Annotated in this window: 15 protein-coding genes; 8 read left to right on the top strand and 7 right to left on the bottom strand. The window is 41.5% G+C overall.

Translation table 11 applies throughout. The features are described from left to right. Window positions 1–3: 3 nt before the first annotated feature. Window positions 4–876, top strand: coding sequence for a beta-1,6-N-acetylglucosaminyltransferase (locus tag U0035_RS05765; protein ID WP_162817732.1), 873 nt, complete (start codon window positions 4–6; stop codon window positions 874–876). A gap of 15 nt (window positions 877–891) precedes the next feature. Here U0035_RS05765 and U0035_RS05760 read toward each other — a convergent pair whose 3' ends face one another. Continuing rightward, window positions 892–1,689, bottom strand: coding sequence for a glycosyltransferase (locus U0035_RS05760; RefSeq protein WP_114789073.1), 798 nt, complete (start codon window positions 1,687–1,689; stop codon window positions 892–894). Beyond that, a complete protein-coding gene (locus U0035_RS05755; protein WP_114789072.1) occupies window positions 1,682–2,542 on the bottom strand; it encodes a glycosyltransferase family 2 protein in 861 nt (286 codons plus the stop codon). The genes U0035_RS05760 and U0035_RS05755 overlap by 8 nt, the downstream gene beginning before the upstream one ends. Window positions 2,543–2,787: 245 nt before the next feature. Between U0035_RS05755 and U0035_RS05750 the strand changes: the two genes are divergently transcribed. Then, window positions 2,788–3,351, top strand: coding sequence for a gluconate 2-dehydrogenase subunit 3 family protein (locus U0035_RS05750; RefSeq protein ID WP_114789071.1), 564 nt, complete (start codon window positions 2,788–2,790; stop codon window positions 3,349–3,351). 11 nt (window positions 3,352–3,362) lie between these two features. Then, window positions 3,363–5,030, top strand: a complete 1,668-nt coding sequence (locus U0035_RS05745) for a GMC oxidoreductase (protein ID WP_114789070.1) — start codon at window positions 3,363–3,365, stop codon at window positions 5,028–5,030. Window positions 5,031–5,042: 12 nt separating this feature from the next. On the opposite strand, the gene U0035_RS05740 is transcribed toward U0035_RS05745, so the two are convergent. The 3 genes from U0035_RS05740 to U0035_RS05730 all read right to left on the bottom strand — a co-directional run bounded on the left by U0035_RS05740 (window position 5,043) and on the right by U0035_RS05730 (window position 8,884). Further along, a complete protein-coding gene (locus U0035_RS05740; protein WP_114789069.1) occupies window positions 5,043–5,927 on the bottom strand; it encodes a glycosyltransferase family 8 protein in 885 nt (294 codons plus the stop codon). Window positions 5,928–5,950: 23 nt separating this feature from the next. Then, window positions 5,951–7,282 (bottom strand): flippase, encoded by a 1,332-nt coding sequence (locus U0035_RS05735; RefSeq protein WP_114789068.1) that lies wholly within the window; start codon window positions 7,280–7,282, stop codon window positions 5,951–5,953. 231 nt (window positions 7,283–7,513) lie between these two features. After that, the gene (locus U0035_RS05730; protein ID WP_114789067.1) at window positions 7,514–8,884 is read right to left on the bottom strand and encodes a hypothetical protein; all 1,371 of its coding nucleotides are present in this window, start codon (window positions 8,882–8,884) and stop codon (window positions 7,514–7,516) included. Between the two features lie 227 nt (window positions 8,885–9,111). Between U0035_RS05730 and U0035_RS05725 the strand changes: the two genes are divergently transcribed. Continuing rightward, window positions 9,112–10,698 carry a hypothetical protein gene (locus U0035_RS05725; protein ID WP_114789066.1) on the top strand — a complete coding sequence of 529 codons (1,587 nt, stop codon included), beginning with the start codon at window positions 9,112–9,114 and terminating at the stop codon, window positions 10,696–10,698. A gap of 13 nt (window positions 10,699–10,711) precedes the next feature. Here the strand turns inward: U0035_RS05725 and prmC are convergent, their stop codons facing one another. Beyond that, a complete protein-coding gene (gene prmC / locus U0035_RS05720) occupies window positions 10,712–11,557 on the bottom strand; it encodes a peptide chain release factor N(5)-glutamine methyltransferase (protein WP_114789065.1) in 846 nt (281 codons plus the stop codon). A gap of 67 nt (window positions 11,558–11,624) precedes the next feature. Between prmC and ribD the strand changes: the two genes are divergently transcribed. The 4 genes from ribD to U0035_RS05700 all read left to right on the top strand — a co-directional run bounded on the left by ribD (window position 11,625) and on the right by U0035_RS05700 (window position 16,963). Further along, on the top strand, window positions 11,625–12,734 hold the full coding sequence (gene ribD, locus U0035_RS05715; RefSeq protein ID WP_245957566.1) for a bifunctional diaminohydroxyphosphoribosylaminopyrimidine deaminase/5-amino-6-(5-phosphoribosylamino)uracil reductase RibD: 1,110 nt from the start codon (window positions 11,625–11,627) through the stop codon (window positions 12,732–12,734). Further along, window positions 12,712–13,323 (top strand): IMPACT family protein, encoded by a 612-nt coding sequence (locus U0035_RS05710; protein ID WP_114789064.1) that lies wholly within the window; start codon window positions 12,712–12,714, stop codon window positions 13,321–13,323. Before ribD ends, U0035_RS05710 begins: the two co-directional genes overlap by 23 nt. Before the next feature lie 204 nt (window positions 13,324–13,527). After that, window positions 13,528–16,143 carry an ATP-dependent chaperone ClpB gene (gene clpB, locus U0035_RS05705; RefSeq protein WP_114789063.1) on the top strand — a complete coding sequence of 872 codons (2,616 nt, stop codon included), beginning with the start codon at window positions 13,528–13,530 and terminating at the stop codon, window positions 16,141–16,143. A gap of 208 nt (window positions 16,144–16,351) precedes the next feature. Further along, window positions 16,352–16,963, top strand: coding sequence for a DsbA family protein (locus U0035_RS05700; RefSeq protein ID WP_114789062.1), 612 nt, complete (start codon window positions 16,352–16,354; stop codon window positions 16,961–16,963). A 56-nt stretch (window positions 16,964–17,019) separates the two neighbouring features. On the opposite strand, the gene U0035_RS05695 is transcribed toward U0035_RS05700, so the two are convergent. Further along, entirely contained in the window at window positions 17,020–17,361 is a 342-nt protein-coding gene (locus U0035_RS05695) for a hypothetical protein (protein ID WP_114789061.1), read from the bottom strand. Window positions 17,362–17,381 lie beyond the last annotated feature (20 nt).

Below are 17,381 nucleotides of genomic sequence, written 5' to 3'. Positions count from 1 at the left end.
TGTATGAATATTTGCCATTTAATCATTGCTCATAATAAACCGGAACAGGTAGCTAGATTGGCAAAGTCCTTACGCCTGCCGGGAAGTGACATTTATGTGCATGTAGATAAAAAAACTGATATAAATGCTTTTACCTTCCTTGAAAGTCAGGGTGTGCGTTTTGTAAAAAAAAGAGTCAAGGTTAACTGGGGGGGATACAGTCTGGTCGAAGCCATCGTTTCTTCACTGGAAGAAATCAGGGATGGTGGAAAGCCCTATGAGTTTATTAATCTGTTAAGCGCCCAGGACTATCCTATTAAAAAGGCAAGCGATTTTACGGCCTTTCTCCAGGAAAACAAGGGAAAATGTTTTATTTTTTATGAAGACGTAGAGGGGCTGTTCTGGTGGAAAGAGAATATTGTGAGGTTAACCAGATATCACTTCAACGACTTTCCTGTAAAAGGCAAGTACATGGCGCAACGGCTTGTGAACTTCTTATTACCAACGAGAAAGTTTCCTATGAATTGGAAGCTATATGGTGGAAGTTGCTCCACCTGGTGGACGTTGCCCGCGGAAGCAGCTTATTTCCTTGCGCACACGATCGGGAATAACCGCAAATTAAGGAGATTCGCAAAACTTACCTGGGGGGCGGATGAGTATCTTTTCGCTACCATACTGATGAATTCGGATTTTAAGTCCAGGGTCGTTAATAATAATTACCGGTTTATTGATTGGTCTGAAAAAAATCCGCGGCCTAAGTTGCTCACCATAAAAGACCTCCAGGCAATATCCGCATCTGAAAGCTTTTTTGCCAGGAAATTTGACGAATCTGTCGATGCATATGTTCTCGATAAGCTCGATGAATTGTTGGCGGGAAAGGATCACCGCACCGGGTAGGACTGCTATACTATATTAGTGACGTTTCAGGCTTTTCATGAATAGAATATCGTAGTTGTATTTAAACTGACGGTAAATATCTCTCACTATAGAAATAAAGAAATTATCGCTTTGCCGTATATTCGATCGGGTCATCGTGCTGGGTTCTGCGGCAGAATTCTTTTGCACAAAAAGTTCTGAAAACTGATCATAAAATAGGCCATTCCCTTTATTCTGAAGAAATGAAATGCACATTTTGTACTCGGTTAAGTCCCCTTTAAGGCCTTCCGGGTATCTGCCGAACTTTTCAAAGAAATTGCTGCGTCTTAAATGCGGATGATCTGAGTAGGCATATATCTTCCGGTAATTCCGGCCAAGGTTACGAATTTCTATTTTAGAGAATCCGTGTTTAAATTTTTTCAGATAGGGATATGGGATATAGGCATAAAACCGCACGTAATCCAGATCCTTATCATCCTCCATAAACGTATGTGCAGCAACTAACGCGTCGCGTAGTTTGTCAGTGGCTTCGAAATCCTCCTGTACATATAGGGTGTAGAGTGTAGTTGCTGCATCCTGCCCTTTATTAAGATTTTTCCCCAATCCTCCATTTGTAACAGCAGGCACAAGTCTAAAATGATACTTTTCCTGCAGTTCCTGTAGCCGGCTAAAATGAGAATGTTGGCTGCCGTCATCAGATACCACAATATCCGCGAAACTTAAATTTCGGGCAACAAAGGATTCTAAAAGATTTTCTAAAGAGGCGCTGCGGTTATAATGTGTGACCAGGAGTGTTATATCTGCAAAATGCGTACCCATATATTGGTTATTCATTTTTTGATGTTTTGGTGTCGTGCGGGGGGTGCGGAACAAACATAGAACCGAATCTTCTTGTTTCCCTTACAATACGCTTGCTTAACACTTTAAGGAAACTGCCTTCGAGCTGTAAGGTCCTGGGCGGCGTCCAGGGCCGGGCCTGGTCTGACTTAACTTGCCTGATCTTGCCATACTTCATCAGATCGAAACAAAGACGCCCATCTTCGCCACGTATCTGATAGTTAACAAAGCCAACTTCCAGCCCATATTTTTTTACATAGCCCATACTGATACCAAAAGCATTTAAATACGGCCGTTTATAGTGACGTAGTTCGGCAATCACATCTTTTAGTCTTTCCAGCAAAAACAGCTTCCATCTGGGATAGCCATTATCGGGGATAAAAGAGTAGCGGCCGTATACACACACCACACCGGGTTGAGTAAGCTGCTCCAGCATTTTATCCATCCAGCCATTAGGGTATATGCAGTCAGCATCTGCTAAAAGTATATATTCGCCCCTTGCATTTTCCTGCCCCATTTGTCTGGCCGGGCCACAACCCTGTACAGGTTGAAAAAATGATCGTATATGAAGCTTGTCCAGCGTCGTTTGCGTTTTGTCGGTTGAATTATTATTTACAACAACAATTTCGAATGGAACGCTACTGCTGGTGTCCGCAATGCTAGAAATGCAGTTGAGAATATTAACTTCTTCGTTCCAGGCGGCGATGGCAACCGTTACCTTCGGCGTTGGCGAAGTCTTCGTGTCCAGTTTTTTATTGATATTGTCAAACACCTCTTGCGGAACACGCTCAACACTATCATACTCGTGCCTGTATTTAAGTATCCAGCTCGGAGATGAAAAGATATACATTGCGTAGAAAGGTTTATTTTTATGCAATTTAACGATTACAAAACTTGTACGAAGATGTTTTGTATTTATTTTGAACGAAAATACTAACTTTATTATTAGTTTCTTTGCCGGTCACTTTCTATATTCTCGATTTCGGGGATAATAAGGTCTGGAAACCCAATAGCAACAAAACTAATACGCCGAAAGCGTATTACAGCACTGCTCTCGACAAAATCTAAACCAAAACAATATAGATATATACACGGATGAAGAGGCGTCAGATTATAAAAATTTTCGGAGCTGCCGGCGTAGCTTCAGTTTTTGGATTTGAACTGTACAGCAGATATCAGGCTCCCGATTATGAATATTTAAAAGGAAGACACTATCTTATCGCAGAAATATCCGAAACAATAATACCTGCAACCGATACGCCAGGCGCTAAAGAGGCCGGCGTTGCCGCGTTCGTGGTACATGCAGTGAAGGAAATATTGGAAAGATCAGAGAAGAATACTTTCATTAACGGATTAAAAAAACTTGAGGCTTATTGTCTGAATGTATATCATAAAGATTTTGAAAAGTGTACGACCAAAGAAAGATCCGAAGCTTTAAGTAACATGCGGGAACAGTTCCCTATGAATAATTTTCTCAGGAAGGTGAAGCGCAAACTGACGGGCAGAAGCTTTACCGAAATTTTACGTGAGCTGGTTGTAGTAGGCTATTGTACGTCGGAACCGGGTGCTACGCGGGGGCTGGCTTTTGATTATATCCCGGCTACCTATATACCTTGCACAAAACTGACTCCAGGACAGAAAAGCTGGGCAACAAAATAAAGTACTTTAAAATGGTTTACGACGCAATTGTGATAGGTTCGGGTATCAGCGGGGGGTGGGCTGCCAAAGAGCTGTGTGAAAAAGGACTGAAAACGCTGCTTCTGGAAAGAGGCCGTGATGTGAAGCATGGCGATTATCCTACAGCATTACTGAAGCCATGGGAGTTTGCAGACAGGCTTCTGACCACTCAAAAAGATTTACAGGACCAACCGGTGCAAAGCCAGGCCTGTGATCCGGGCTCCAAGCATTTTTTTGTAAATGATAACGATCATCCTTATGTACAGGATAGCCCATTTGCCTGGATACGCGGTTATCAGGTGGGAGGGCGTTCGCTGGTGTGGGGAAGACAGTGTTACAGGTGGAGTGATCTGGATTTTGAAGCCAATTTGCGCGACGGCTTTGGTGTAGATTGGCCTATCCGTTATAAAGATATTGCTCCCTGGTACACTTATGTTGAAAAGTTTATTGGCGTAAGCGGTCAAAGCGATGGCCTGCCCCAGCTTCCCGACGGAGCGTTTCTCAGCCCCATGCAACTCAACTGTATTGAAAATCATTTGAAGGAGTCCATCAGAAATAAAAATGAGGAAAGGCTGCTCACGATAGCAAGAGTGGCTAATTTAACCAGTCCTATCGGAAGTAGGGGAAGCTGCCTCAACAGGAACCTATGTTCCAGGGGCTGCCCGTTTGGCGCTTATTTTAGCAGCAACAGCTCAACGATTCCCGCAGCTTTAGCAACAGGTAATTTAACCCTGCGTCCGTTTTCGGTAGTTTCGGAAATTATTTATGATGATACCACCCGGCGTGCAAAAGGAGTTAGGGTGATTGACATGCTAACTATGCAACACTACGAGTTTGCCGCCAGAATAATATTTGTAAACGCTTCAACAATCGGCTCTACATCTATACTTCTTAATTCAAAATCGGCAAGATTTCCCGATGGCCTCGGGAATGACAGCGGCGCACTGGGACATAACCTGATGGATCACCATTCGGCCGCAGGCGCATCCGGACAACATGAAGGATTTCAGGATAGTTATTACAAGGGCAGGCGCCCTTGCGGATTTCTGATCCCCAGGTACCGGAATATCAATAACGGAGATGAAAAGCTTGATTTTGTCCGTGGCTATAATATTCAAGGAGACGGCGAACGGGCAGAGTGGCCCGACCGGATGTATGAATCAGATGAAACAGGCGCTGATTTCAAAGCCAGGCTCACAACGCCTGGTAAATGGTCGGTGTGGATGGCAGGATGGGGTGAATGCCTGCCCTATCACGATAACAAAGTTTATTTAAGCAAAACAAAAAAAGATAAATGGGGACAGCCGCTGGTACATATTGATTTCTCTTTCGGGGAAAACGAAAAGAAAATGATGGAAGACATCAGGAATACCTGTGGGGAAATGTTGACAGAGGCGGGCTTTAAAAACATAGATACTTTTATTTACCACAAATCAGGCGGCCTCACAGTGCACGAAATGGGAACTGCCCGCATGGGAAGAGATCCCAAAACTTCCGTTTTGAATGCCAACAATCAAATACATAACGTGAAAAATGTTTTCGTAACCGATGGCAGTTGCATGACGTCTTCCGCCTGTCAAAATCCTTCTCTTACATATATGGCATTAACGGCACGTGCTGCTGCGTATGCAGTAGATCAGTTAAAAAAGGGAGAACTATAATAGAATGTCAGATCATTTTTTGACTAATGACATAAGCGCTTTTTTAATCCGGGTGCGAATTTTTTTAAGGATTCTTCTGTTACCTGCAATTAGCTTTGTTCCTTTAAAAGGTGTTTGATTCAGGTACTCAAAGAAGTATTTCTGAAATAAAGGCTCTGACTTATAGTTTTTAAAAATGGGCTTAATGTCGAGAAAGTGTATGAGTGCAGGTCGTTGATGTTCTTTAAAGGCAAACCAGTTCCATTGAGGATCGAGCTGAAGCCATTGGTTATAAAGCACTCCATTTAAGCCATACTGGTCTGCGTAGTTGATATGTTTCCTGTTTTCGTGCAGGAACTGTATTACTTTACCGGCAATTTGTTCATCGCGCCAGCGTTTGGCATTGATCAGAAGAACGCCTGCATTAAAGTATTTCGTTTCCGGCGGAATGCCGAGTTCCTTGTAATTGGGTATGCCGGCCCATGAGCAGCTTACGGTCTCCTGAACATCCTGCACGGCTGCAAATAAGTTATTGTTAAGATCAGTATGCCAGAGTTTTGAAATGTCGTCGAGTACAATCGTATCTACATCGAGATAAATAACTTTTGACGCTTCTGCAGGAGCGTAAGGCCCGAATATTCTTAAGTAAGTTGTAAGCGGAAATGCCGAATTGTCTAGGGGCAGCTGTATATTCTCCGGGATCAGGTTTTTTGAGTTAACCCAATTAATGCTAACGCGCCCACCCTGTACAGATGCCGCTATTTTTTTGCGATTTCCGGCGCTGATGCCATCATCGATTACCGTAAAAACAACCGGTTCCGGTGTATGATGGTTGACCTCTACTGATTTTACCAATGCAGCTAACAGTATAGCGTAATGATTGTCGGTTGCGGCAACTATATGTATTGTATCGTTCATGAAAAAATAATTTAGGTAAGAGTTTAAGATCTACTTTCTTTTTTCAGGTATTTGTGATAAAACTCAGGATAAAAGTGTAATGCATATTTCCAGGGAGCCAGGGCATTTATTCCAAAATGTCTTTTAAGAATGATCTGTGTAATTACAAACATAATAGCGGTACATATAAAGGAAGCATAGGCGGCACCCATTACGCCAAACTCCTGAATGAGAAAATAATTCAACGTAATCAGCAGAACTGTATTCATAATAATAATATAGAAGTTAATCTTCGTTTTGCTTGCAGCGGCCAGTATGGTGCCTGCCTGCCTGCTGTAAGGGCTAAAGATGCAAAGCAGTAATGTGACATGTAACAGCGGAATGGCATCCTGGTAATTTTCGCCGGCGATGAAAATAATAATATAGTCAGATAGTATGTATACGAAAAGCATTGCTGGAACCAGTATGCTCAGTATAACGCCTATCGACTTTTCGTATAAATACTTGAGTGCTCCGGGTCCTTCTTTTTCCACCCTCAACGAACTTTGGGGAAAGACAACATTGGCCATGGAGTTAACCGGTATATCGGTCAAATTGGTGATGCGAACAGCCACATTAAAAGAACCGCTGGCAGAGGTAGATAACATAGAGCCTAACATCATTTGGTCTATCGAGCCTGATAAAATGGAGCTCAGCGATACTCCGAACGAATATTTACCGAAATTGACTATTTTTTTAACCCAGGCGAAGTCAAGTTTTTTAGAATACTGAATCGCTTTTCGGGTAAATAAAAATGCTACAGCCGTAGCGATCATGGTCACTACTATAAGTCCTACCGTCAGCGATATTAAAGTTATTTTAAAATTGGTCAGAAAGCAGAAAACAATAAAAATAAAGAAGAAGAACTGCCTTGCCACTGTAGCAAAAAAAACGCCTCTGAACTGCAAGCGTGCCTGCTCTATGCAATTTAGCTGGTTGAGAATACTTGATACAAAAAATACAATTACATACAAATTTAATATAGGTACTATTTTTTCCGAATGCCAGAGTTTTCCCAGGAAAGGAGCGAAGATGAGGGTGAGAAGAATTGCGATAAATGAAAACAAACAATTAATGGCGAAAGATGCAGTAATGATTTTCTTTCTGTTCTCTTCGTCTGCCGCGGCTAAGTATTTTATAGAGGCTTCCTGCGTCAGCCCGTTTTTTGCAAACTCAACGATACCGGTGAAACTCATGAAAATAATCCAAAGGCCATAATCTTCTTTTGAAAGGATACGAACCAGAATAAAAAAATTTACGAATCCGAATAACACGCCGCTCATGTTTTGGAGCAAGTTAAGTAAGCCATTTTTTATCCAATAACTCTTTGAACCCATCTGGTCTTAATTAATTTATTCTATTAAAAGGGGTTTGTATTTTTGAAGAAGACTTTAGTTGCAATGAAGCAATTAATATATGGTTAATTCCACAAATATAGGTACGAATTTTATTAAGATTGAACTTATTTATTCAATAAGCTGATCAAATCCCCCGAAGTGGCTATAAAGTAAAAAAGTTGCTATTTATATAACAACTTTTTTACTAACATATTTTATTGAAAATTTTCCTTAATTAGCTCCTACACCGGCTATTTTAGAAGCAAAAGTCGACATTACCACGGCTTCCTGTTCATTAGCAATATATACATTGTTTTCATTCCTCACAATAGTAGTGCTCGACATATTATTTAAAATTTGAGAATCGTTATTATTAAAAACCAAATTGTTGTAAACCGATAACGTTCCGAAGGTATTGTACACGTCGATAAGCCTGCCAGGAAAGGTCATTTTATCGGTGTTTAATTTGCCGACGGTATTATTGTACACAATAGTGTTGGCAGCTTTGAATACAGAACTTCTTCTCATGTAGTCCAAAACCTGTATTTCAAAAGCGCTGTACTTCCGGCTATTATGTACTATGTTGTTGTAAATAGTTACGGTATTATTATTGGCAAACTCTCCTGCACTGAAAATCCATGCCCTTAAGGCGTTACCCTGGTGATTGGTTACACGATTATTGTAAAATTTACCATTTCCATGGATAAAAAATACACCATTGTGATTATCGTTGGTAGTATTGATATTGTTTACATAATTATCATGAATATTGAAATTAATGACGCAACCCGCATATACCACCGCGCCAAGACCAGGAGAGTTAATACAGGTCATGTTAGAGATCTCAAGGCCGTTGATAAGCCCTTTGTAACCGCTGGCTGTTATATCTCCATTGAGTTGTATTAAAGGGGCAACGTTTTCTGCGTCAATATTCTTGAAAGCGAGATTTGATACATAAGAATTAGGGCTGCCATTGTAAATTAAATTATCCAGGCCGTTATAAGTGATTACATAATCGGCGATGTTTTTAAAAAGAACATTTTGTAAAGTGAAATTGTTAACTGAGCCCGATAAAACAACGGCCCTGAAGCTGTTGTTTGTAAATACCAAACCCCGGTCATTTTGTGAGCTTCCCGCGCCTGAAACCGTTACATTATTCAAGTTGGATAAATTCATTTGCCGCGTTCCCGCCAAGGTAATAAGCCCGTCATTAATAAAGGTAACCCTGGCGCCGTTGGTAGGGACATTCACGTTCCTGATTGTGATACTTGTATAAGACCCACCTTTAATCTTCACTATATCCCCATTCGTTAGTACTATATTTGATCCGTTAATAACTAAATTGCTGCCATCTATGGTCAGGTTGCCCGAACCGCTGCCCACCTGGAATGATCTTCCTTTTATTGTGGTATCTTTGGGTGGCGTAGTTGTGGTATCTTTGGGTGGTGTTGTAGTGGTGGTATCCTTAGGAGGAGTAGTCGTAGTGTCTCCGCCCGTATAGAGTGGCGTAGCCTTTGTGCAAGACGAATAGAATTGCACCAATGCGGTGGCGCAAATAAAGATACTAAAGTACTTTAAAGGGCTTAAAAATAGTTTAATCATGTTGAGAATTTTATACAGATTGGGCAACGCTACTTGCGGACGCGCGCAAAGATAGGGTTTAGGGTTCGGGCGTTACCTGTTTAACAAATGTTTATAAATTTTAAAAAATTGAAAGTGAAATGATGGAGAAAAATTCACAAACATCCTGCCAACTATGTTGTTTTTTAGTGGATTATGCATATTTATTTTTTTTTCAATAAAACGATGTGTTTATTTTAAATATGCTAATGATGGCTATAAATTTGACACTTTTTAGATTGATTTTACTGTTATTCGTTATATCCGGCTGTTCTGAAACCACTAATCAGGTGGTGCCTGATGGTAAAAAATACCAATATGAAGGAAGGATCATTGATACAGCGGCTCCCATTACTATCGATCAATTTATAGGGCTCAATGCTTTCGTTGACGATCCGCCTCAACTCATCGCTGCAACCGGTTTTGTGCGAGAATATCATAATTGGGATTGGGATGAGGGAAATGGCGATCCTGCTTATAAAGGATTTCCCCATAACCAGATGCGATTTTCTCCCAGTTATCCCGGCTGGAGTTACGACGACTTTTACCGTAATGTCAATAATCTGGGAGTAGGAGTGGCTCCCTGCATTCAAAATTCCGTTCACTGGCTGCAAAAAACTGTTTCTTTCCACAGTGCCAATAAACCAATAGATGCACCAGGTCTCAACGCTGCCGATCCCTATTCGTACCATGCAAAGGCTAACTTTATGTACCAGTTTGCTGCGCGTTACGCAAGTCGCGCGGTGCCGGATAGTTTGCTCCAATTAGCTCCAGGCGAACGAAAAGTCTCAGGTTTGGGTTATGTAAAATACATTGAGGACTGGAATGAACAGGACAGAACATGGGAGGGAGAAAATGCAGAATTTACACCCGAAGAGTATGCCGCTATGGCAAGTGCCGACTACGACGGGCACGGGGGCACTATGAATTTATACAACAGGAAATACGGTATAAAAAATGCCGATAGTTTGGTAAAGTTGGTGATGGGAGGCCTCGCTATATTCGATATCAGCTATGTTGAGAAAATGAAACGTTGGTTCGAATTGAACCGGAAGGATCAAAAGTTTGCAGTGGATGTGCTTAATTTCCATTTATATACCTTTCCGGATGGCTCACAATTTGGAGATAGTGGCCCGGCCTTATCGCCAGAGGAAGGGCGGCTAAAAGAACAGTTGGTTCCTGTTATTAAGTACAGGAACGACCATTTGCCGGGAAAAGAAGTGTGGGTTTCGGAATTTGGGTGGGATACGCATCCTGACTCCAGGTTGAGCGTGCCTGAAATAGGATCAATGGATCGGCAGGAGGTACAGGGAATCTGGATGATAAGAGCTTACCTGGCGTTCGCCGCTGCGGGGGTAGACCGGGCGCAAATGTATATGTTGCGCGATGTTAATCCTGCTGATAAAACACAATTTGCCAGTTCAGGTTTAGTGGGGCCAAAAGGTGATTGGACGCCGAAAAAATCCTGGTATTATGTAGCTACACTCAAAAATGTTTTAAAAAATATGCGTTTCCTGGGAGAAGTAAAATCATCACACCCTGATGTGTTGGTTTATAAATTTAAAGATATCAAGAGTCCCCGGGGCGTTTATGCAGTATGGGCCAAAACAAGTAAAGACTATAAAGTAGAAAATTTTCCTGTCCGTCTTTCAGCTAAGGCATCAACCGCCCACGTTATTTCACTGTTAGCTGGTAGCACATCGGGTGAGCAGCAGTTGCTGACCATTCATAATGGCGAGATATTTGCTGAGGTGTCAGAACGTCCCGTATTTATAACCGTAGATCAAATTGATTAGTTCAGTAAATTCATTATTTCCGGGCCTTAACAAAGCGGTCTTTGCCCTGCATGTCCTTTTTTAAAACAGGATTAAAACCCTGGTTTTCGAACAACAACTGCGTTTCCTTACCCAGTCCTTCAAATATCTCAACGTAAATCGTTCCGTTATCTTTCAATAATGTTTTACCTGCTTCTGCAATGGCTGCATAAAAAATAAGCGGGTTACTGTCTTCTACAAAAAGTGCCAGGTGAGGCTCGTGGGCTAAAACATTGTCGTGCATCAGGCTTTTTTCCTGTTGCGGAATATAGGGGGGGTTGCTTACTATAATATCTGTTGCTGAGAAGGAGGACCAGTTGTTTTTATTTAAAAAATCGCTTTGTATAAAATTGATTTCGGTTTTATGTTTACGGGCATTTTTCTGAGCCACCAGCAGGGCTTCGTTGCTGATATCGCAGGAGCTTACCCGGGATTGTGGTATTTTTCTTTTTAATATAACAGGAATACAGCCGCTTCCCGTGCCAATGTCTAAAATGGACAGGTCATGTTTTTCTTTATGATCCTTTATAATCCAATCCACCAGTTCCTCTGTTTCGGGGCGGGGAATTAATACTGATTGATTGACGTAAAATGGAATGTCATAGAACCAGGCTTCATTTAAGATATATTGTATCGGTTCTGATTGCTGTAGTCGCTTTTCAATCGCATCCCACATTTTCATAAAGCATCCGTCGGGAGCAAATGTTGCCGTACTATTATTCCGGAGATTAATTCCCGTCAGGTTTTCAATGGCCAGGTTAAACAGGTTGCCGGCTTCGTCCGCCGGGTAAATACCTTTTAATTTTTCAATAAAAACTGCTTTTAATTTTTGTAGCGACATATTACAAACTTATAAAATTTACTGAAGGCCACTGCATTTATGGTAAACTGCCGGCAAATAGAAGAAGATGGATGTTAATTCATTTACATTTGCAAAAATGTACGAACAGGCACATGAGGTTTATATGCGGCGTTGTCTGCAACTGGCAAGATTAGCCGCGGGGCATGTGGCGCCTAACCCGATGGTAGGTGCAGTGCTGGTGCATAAAGGACAAGTGATAGCTGAGGGATATCATCAGCAGTACGGCGGCCCGCATGCTGAAGTACATTGTATACAGGACGCCTTGCAAAATCATCCGGATAAAATTCCTTTATCTACTTTATATGTTTCGCTCGAGCCCTGCGCCCATTTCGGTAAAACGCCGCCCTGCGCCGATCTGATCATCCGGCATCAAATACCTAAAGTAGTTATTGGCTGCAGAGATAGTTTTGAAAAGGTAGACGGAAAGGGGATCGCGAAACTCAAAGCTGCAGGTATCGAAGTAATAGTGGGCGTTTTGGAAAAAGAGGCCATCGCCTTAAATAAAGCCTTTTTTACATTTCACCAGTTAACTCGTCCTTATATTACCTTGAAATGGGCCCAAACAGCAAACGGGTATATTTCTGAAGAAGGTAAAACCAGGCTGATGATCAGTAATGATTATACCAATCGCCTGGTGCACAGCTGGCGAACTGAGCACGCTGCTATTATGGTAGGAGCCAATACTGCCATAGCGGATGATCCGCTGCTGGACAACCGCAACTGGATGGGACCTGCTCCGAAGAAAATAGTATTTGATCCCAATCTAAAGGTGCCGGTAAGTCTTCGTCTTTTTAATACAACAGCGGTTGTGATCATTTTGAATACTATTAAGGATGCGGTTGCGGGAAATATTATCTATTTAAAAATGGATAAAAATAGCATGATACCGGATGGTCTGCGCCAGTTACACCAATTAAACATACAAAGTGTATTAGTTGAAGGAGGCGCTTTCCTGCACCAGTCTTTTATAAAAGCCGGTATGTGGGATGAAGCCCGTGTAATTACTAATAAGGAACTGCTGGTAAGTAAAGGTGTGACTGCACCCATGCTTTCAGAACAGGTAAAGCTAAAAGCAACAGTATTGCAAAACGACGAAATTATATATTTTAAAAACCAAAATAACTCATTTGTTCATGCAGGTACCGCATTACTTTAATACAATCAATACAACAGGTGCTGCTGAATTTAAAGACAAGGGAAGTCGTTTTATTGCGGTAGCTTACCCGGTTAAAACCATCGCCGACTGCAAACAAAAGCTACTGGATATTAAAAAGGAATACCCCAAAGCAAGCCATTATTGCTTTGCCTATCGTTTGGGGCTCGATAATAATCAATACAGGGTAAGCGATGACGGAGAACCTTCAGGTTCTGCAGGAAGACCTATCCTGGGCCAGATTGATAGTCGCGGCGTTACTGATATACTTATTGTAGTAGTTCGATATTTTGGCGGAACCTTATTGGGTGTGCCCGGCCTGATTAATGCGTATAAATCCGCGGCAGCTATGGCGTTGCAGGTTACACCATTGATCAGGAAGCCGGTATTGGTTTCTTACCACCTGCAGTTCGACTATACCCAAATGAATGATATTATGACCACCGTCAAACAATTTGAATGTGAAGTAATAAAGCAGGAACTGCAGCTATTTTGTGTGATGGATATTGCAATTCCTCAATACCGCCTGGCAGAAACATTAATGAAGCTGGGAGATATTCGCGATATTGCCATTCAACCTATACAGAAGTAGCGCTACATTCTGCTAAAATAGCATACCAATTACTGTTTTCCTGCACTTTAGTCATATTTAATGAGCTGAATATGACATCATTACATTAAATACCGGCTTGGATTTTGATTTGATAATCAGGGTATGTCCTGTTTATACTAAACTTCAGCGTGATTGTTGCTGTCGTATACCAGGGCATGAACTTTTAACTAAGAAACTTTAATTATGAATCTGGGAAATTTTACAATAAAAGCAGCGGAGGCTTTTCAACAAGCTCAGCAACTGGCATTTAATGCTCAGAACCCCAATATAGAGACAGAGCATATTTTAAAAGCTTTATTGGAGCAGGAAGACTCTCCGGTAGATTATCTTTTAAAGAAGAATAATGTGACCATCAATCTGGTAGATAACAAACTCAATGAGTTGATATCCAAATTGCCAAAGTCATCAGGAGAGCCGGCGCAGCAGATCAGCCGCGATGCCAATAACGTAGTATTGAGGGCGGGAGCTGCCTTAAAGCAGTTCAATGACGAGTTCATTACTCCCGAGCATTTATTGTTGGCCATTGTGGAGGGTAATGATGCTACCGGCAAATTATTGAAAGATGCAGGTCTTACTGCAAAGGGATTGGTTACTGCTATTAAAGAATTAAGGCAGGGGTCAACCGTATCTTCTCAAACACAGTCACAGGAGTTTAATGCGTTGAATAAGTACGCCAAGAATTTAAATGAATTAGCGCGGCAAGGCAAGTTGGATCCGGTAATTGGAAGGGATGAGGAGATTCGTCGCACCCTTCATATTTTGAGCAGAAGAACCAAGAATAATCCGATTTTGGTGGGAGAGCCCGGTGTGGGTAAGACAGCGATTGCCGAAGGTATAGCTCATCGTATCGTGAACGGAGATGTGCCCGAAAATTTGAAGTCGAAGATCATTTATGCGCTGGATATGGGCTTATTGATAGCCGGCGCTAAATATAAAGGAGAATTTGAAGAGCGTTTAAAAGGCGTGGTGAAGGAAGTGAGCGGAAGTGACGGTGAGATTATATTGTTTATAGACGAGATTCATACGCTGGTAGGTGCCGGTGGTGGCGATGGGGCTATGGATGCGGCTAACATACTAAAGCCGGCCCTGGCCCGCGGCGAATTGCGTGCGGTAGGTGCTACCACTCTGAACGAGTACCAGAAATTCTTTGAAAAAGATAAAGCGCTGGAACGCCGGTTCCAAAAGGTAATGGTAGATGAGCCTTCGGTAGAAGATGCTATCTCTATTTTAAGAGGCTTAAAAGATAAATATGAGACCCACCACCATGTGCGTATCAAAGACGATGCTATCATAGCTGCGGTAGAATTGTCCAGCAGGTATATTACCGATCGGTTTTTACCCGATAAAGCCATTGACCTGATTGATGAGAGTGCAGCTAAACTTCGGCTTGAAATGAATTCGATGCCTGAAGAGCTGGACCGGCTGGACCGGCAGATCCGCCAGTTGGAAATTGAGCGTGAAGCTATTAAAAGAGAGAATGATGAAGAGAAGCTGAAACAATTAAATACTGAGATAGCCAATCTTTCTGTAGAGCGGGATACGCTAAAAGCCAAGTGGTCGGAAGAAAAGGAATTGGTTGAGCAGATCCAGAATGCCAAAGCAGGCATTGAGAGCTTAAAAGTAGAGGCAGAGCAGGCGGAACGTAACGGCGATTACGGCAAAGTAGCTGAAATACGATATGGTAAGATAAAAGAGGAGGAGGAGCGTATTGCAAAACTCACAAAGGAGTTACAGGAAGATAGCGAAAAGCGATTATTGAAAGAAGAGGTAGATGCAGAGGATATTGCGGAAAGTGTAGCCAAATCAACCGGTATACCTGTGAGTAAGATGATGCAGAGCGATAAAGAAAAGCTGCTGCACCTGGAAGCGCACCTGCATGAGAGAGTAGTAGGACAGGAGGAAGCCATTACGGCTGTGGCGGATGCTATCCGGCGTAGCAGGGCAGGACTAAGTGATCCTAAAAAACCGATCGGTTCGTTTATTTTCCTGGGTACAACAGGTGTAGGTAAGACGGAACTGGCAAAGGCGCTGGCTGAGTACCTGTTTGATGATGAGGGCATGATGACCCGTATTGATATGAGCGAATACCAGGAAAAGCATACAGTAAGCAGACTGGTAGGCGCACCTCCCGGCTACGTAGGGTATGATGAAGGTGGACAACTTACTGAAGCCGTGCGTCGCAAACCTTACAGTGTTGTGCTTTTAGATGAGATTGAAAAAGCACATCCGGATGTATGGAACGTTTTGTTGCAGGTATTGGATGATGGCAGGCTAACAGACAATAAGGGTCGCGTAGTGAACTTTAAGAATACAATTATTATAATGACCAGCAATATAGGCAGTCATCTGATACAGGAAGCTTTTGAAGGTGTTTCAGAGAAAAATCTTGAGGAAGTTACCGAAAAAGCAAAGGTGCAGGTAATGAGTTTGCTGAGGGAAACCGTAAGACCTGAATTTCTAAACCGGGTAGATGAGATCATTATGTTTCAGCCTTTACTTAAAAAAGACATTATAGGTATTATCAAGATACAGTTAGAGGGTTTAAAAAGACAGGTGTTGCAAAACAGCGGCTTACAATTGCATTTTAGTGATTATGCGCTCGACTTTTTAGCTGAACAGGGATTTGATCCACAATTTGGAGCCCGGCCGTTAAAAAGGCTGATCCAGAAGGAAATTGTAAACCAGTTAAGTAAACGGATCCTCTCAGGCGATGTAGATCGAAATACGCCCATTTTGATAGATGTATTCGATAACACGGTCGTCTTCCGCAATGAAACGCATGAAAGTAAAACGGTGTAATAGTCATGAGGCTTCCCCAGGGGGAGGCCTCATGACTTTATCGGGAACAATCATCTCCGGCATTTTGTTATTTTATAAGCTTTTTTTTCGATATTTTGAAGAAAAAATTTGTTAGTTCAAAAAAAAAATTATCTTCAACCGCTTTTTAAAATAGCGTAAATTTTCAGCAAAAAAGGAAGATACCTGGCCAAAATAAATTTTTAATGTTATGAGCTTAAAGAAAGACGATGAACCAATAATAGAACCTAAAGATATTTTTGTGGGTAAAAAAGATGCTCCTGTTATCTTAATGGAATTTGGTGAGTACGAAAGTGAGGATTGTGCAAAAGCTAACGAGATAGTTAAGCAAATTCTTACCGATTATGAAGGCCAGGTAAAGTTCAATTTCCGCCACTTTCCTCAAACAAGAATTCACCAGCGAAGCTTAAAGGCCGCAGAAGCAGCTATTGCTGCAGCGCAGGAAGATAAGTTTTGGGAAATGCACAATGTATTGTTTCAGAATAGGAGGAACCTGGGCACTACCAGTCTGAAGTTACACTCTAAAGATGCAGGGGTAAAGAATAAGAATTTCCTGGAAGAGCTGGTTAATGGAACCTATGGCTGGCAGGTTCAGGATGACCTTAAAGAAGGACTGGATAGGGGGGTTAAGGAAGTGCCGACTTTCTTTGTCAATAGTGAAATGATAAAGGGCAAGCCTACCTATGCTTCTATAAGCGCGGCTATTGACGCTGCATTAAAAAATGGTAAAAAAACTGCTGCTTCCAAATCTAAGGTTGCACCTAAAAAAGCAGCTGCTGCTACAGCAAAATCAAAGAAGTAAGCATGTTTTGTAGCTACTTATATAGTATATTTTATAAGTGTTTGTTTAAGTAGTTGTTATATACCTCCATATTTATTATATTTTGTCTGAAACCCTTTACAGTAAAGGGTTTCATGCGTTTTAGCACCTCCTGTAGAATGATCTCCATGCAATAAAATCATTGAAAAAGGCAATTTTTTACCGAACATCTTTTTTGCAATTATTTTGTTTAATTGTTGAATAATTTCGAAAGCAGCAAGCGTATAAATTTGAATTTGTATAGCAGGTAAAAAAATGTTTGCGATTATTTTTTTTATGTTGAATAAATGTGGATATTCGCCGTCCGTCTTAAAATTTTTTTGTTGTATAGAGTTGTGAGTCTGATGATGTTTTTTGATGATTTTTTTAAATTGTAGCACCCCAATAAATTCGCTGTTTC

The sequence above is a fragment of the Niabella yanshanensis genome (assembly GCF_034424215.1).
In the GTDB taxonomy this organism is placed as follows: domain Bacteria; phylum Bacteroidota; class Bacteroidia; order Chitinophagales; family Chitinophagaceae; genus Niabella; species Niabella yanshanensis.
Note: the sequence above shows the minus strand (reverse complement) of the source record. Positions and strands in the feature narration are given on the sequence as shown.

Bases quoted from the DNA above. Each gene is read 5' to 3' on its own strand.
- U0035_RS05765 (WP_162817732.1), top strand. From the start codon at position 4: ATGAATATTTGCCATTTAATCATTGCTCATAATAAACCGGAACAGGTA.
- U0035_RS05760 (WP_114789073.1), bottom strand. From the start codon at position 1,689: ATGAATAACCAATATATGGGTACGCATTTTGCAGATATAACACTCCTG.
- U0035_RS05755 (WP_114789072.1), bottom strand. From the start codon at position 2,542: ATGTATATCTTTTCATCTCCGAGCTGGATACTTAAATACAGGCACGAG.
- U0035_RS05750 (WP_114789071.1), top strand. From the start codon at position 2,788: ATGAAGAGGCGTCAGATTATAAAAATTTTCGGAGCTGCCGGCGTAGCT.
- U0035_RS05745 (WP_114789070.1), top strand. From the start codon at position 3,363: ATGGTTTACGACGCAATTGTGATAGGTTCGGGTATCAGCGGGGGGTGG.
- U0035_RS05740 (WP_114789069.1), bottom strand. From the start codon at position 5,927: ATGAACGATACAATACATATAGTTGCCGCAACCGACAATCATTACGCT.
- U0035_RS05735 (WP_114789068.1), bottom strand. From the start codon at position 7,282: ATGGGTTCAAAGAGTTATTGGATAAAAAATGGCTTACTTAACTTGCTC.
- U0035_RS05730 (WP_114789067.1), bottom strand. From the start codon at position 8,884: ATGATTAAACTATTTTTAAGCCCTTTAAAGTACTTTAGTATCTTTATT.
- U0035_RS05725 (WP_114789066.1), top strand. From the start codon at position 9,112: ATGATGGCTATAAATTTGACACTTTTTAGATTGATTTTACTGTTATTC.
- prmC (WP_114789065.1), bottom strand. From the start codon at position 11,557: ATGTCGCTACAAAAATTAAAAGCAGTTTTTATTGAAAAATTAAAAGGT.
- ribD (WP_245957566.1), top strand. From the start codon at position 11,625: ATGGATGTTAATTCATTTACATTTGCAAAAATGTACGAACAGGCACAT.
- U0035_RS05710 (WP_114789064.1), top strand. From the start codon at position 12,712: ATGCAGGTACCGCATTACTTTAATACAATCAATACAACAGGTGCTGCT.
- clpB (WP_114789063.1), top strand. From the start codon at position 13,528: ATGAATCTGGGAAATTTTACAATAAAAGCAGCGGAGGCTTTTCAACAA.
- U0035_RS05700 (WP_114789062.1), top strand. From the start codon at position 16,352: ATGAGCTTAAAGAAAGACGATGAACCAATAATAGAACCTAAAGATATT.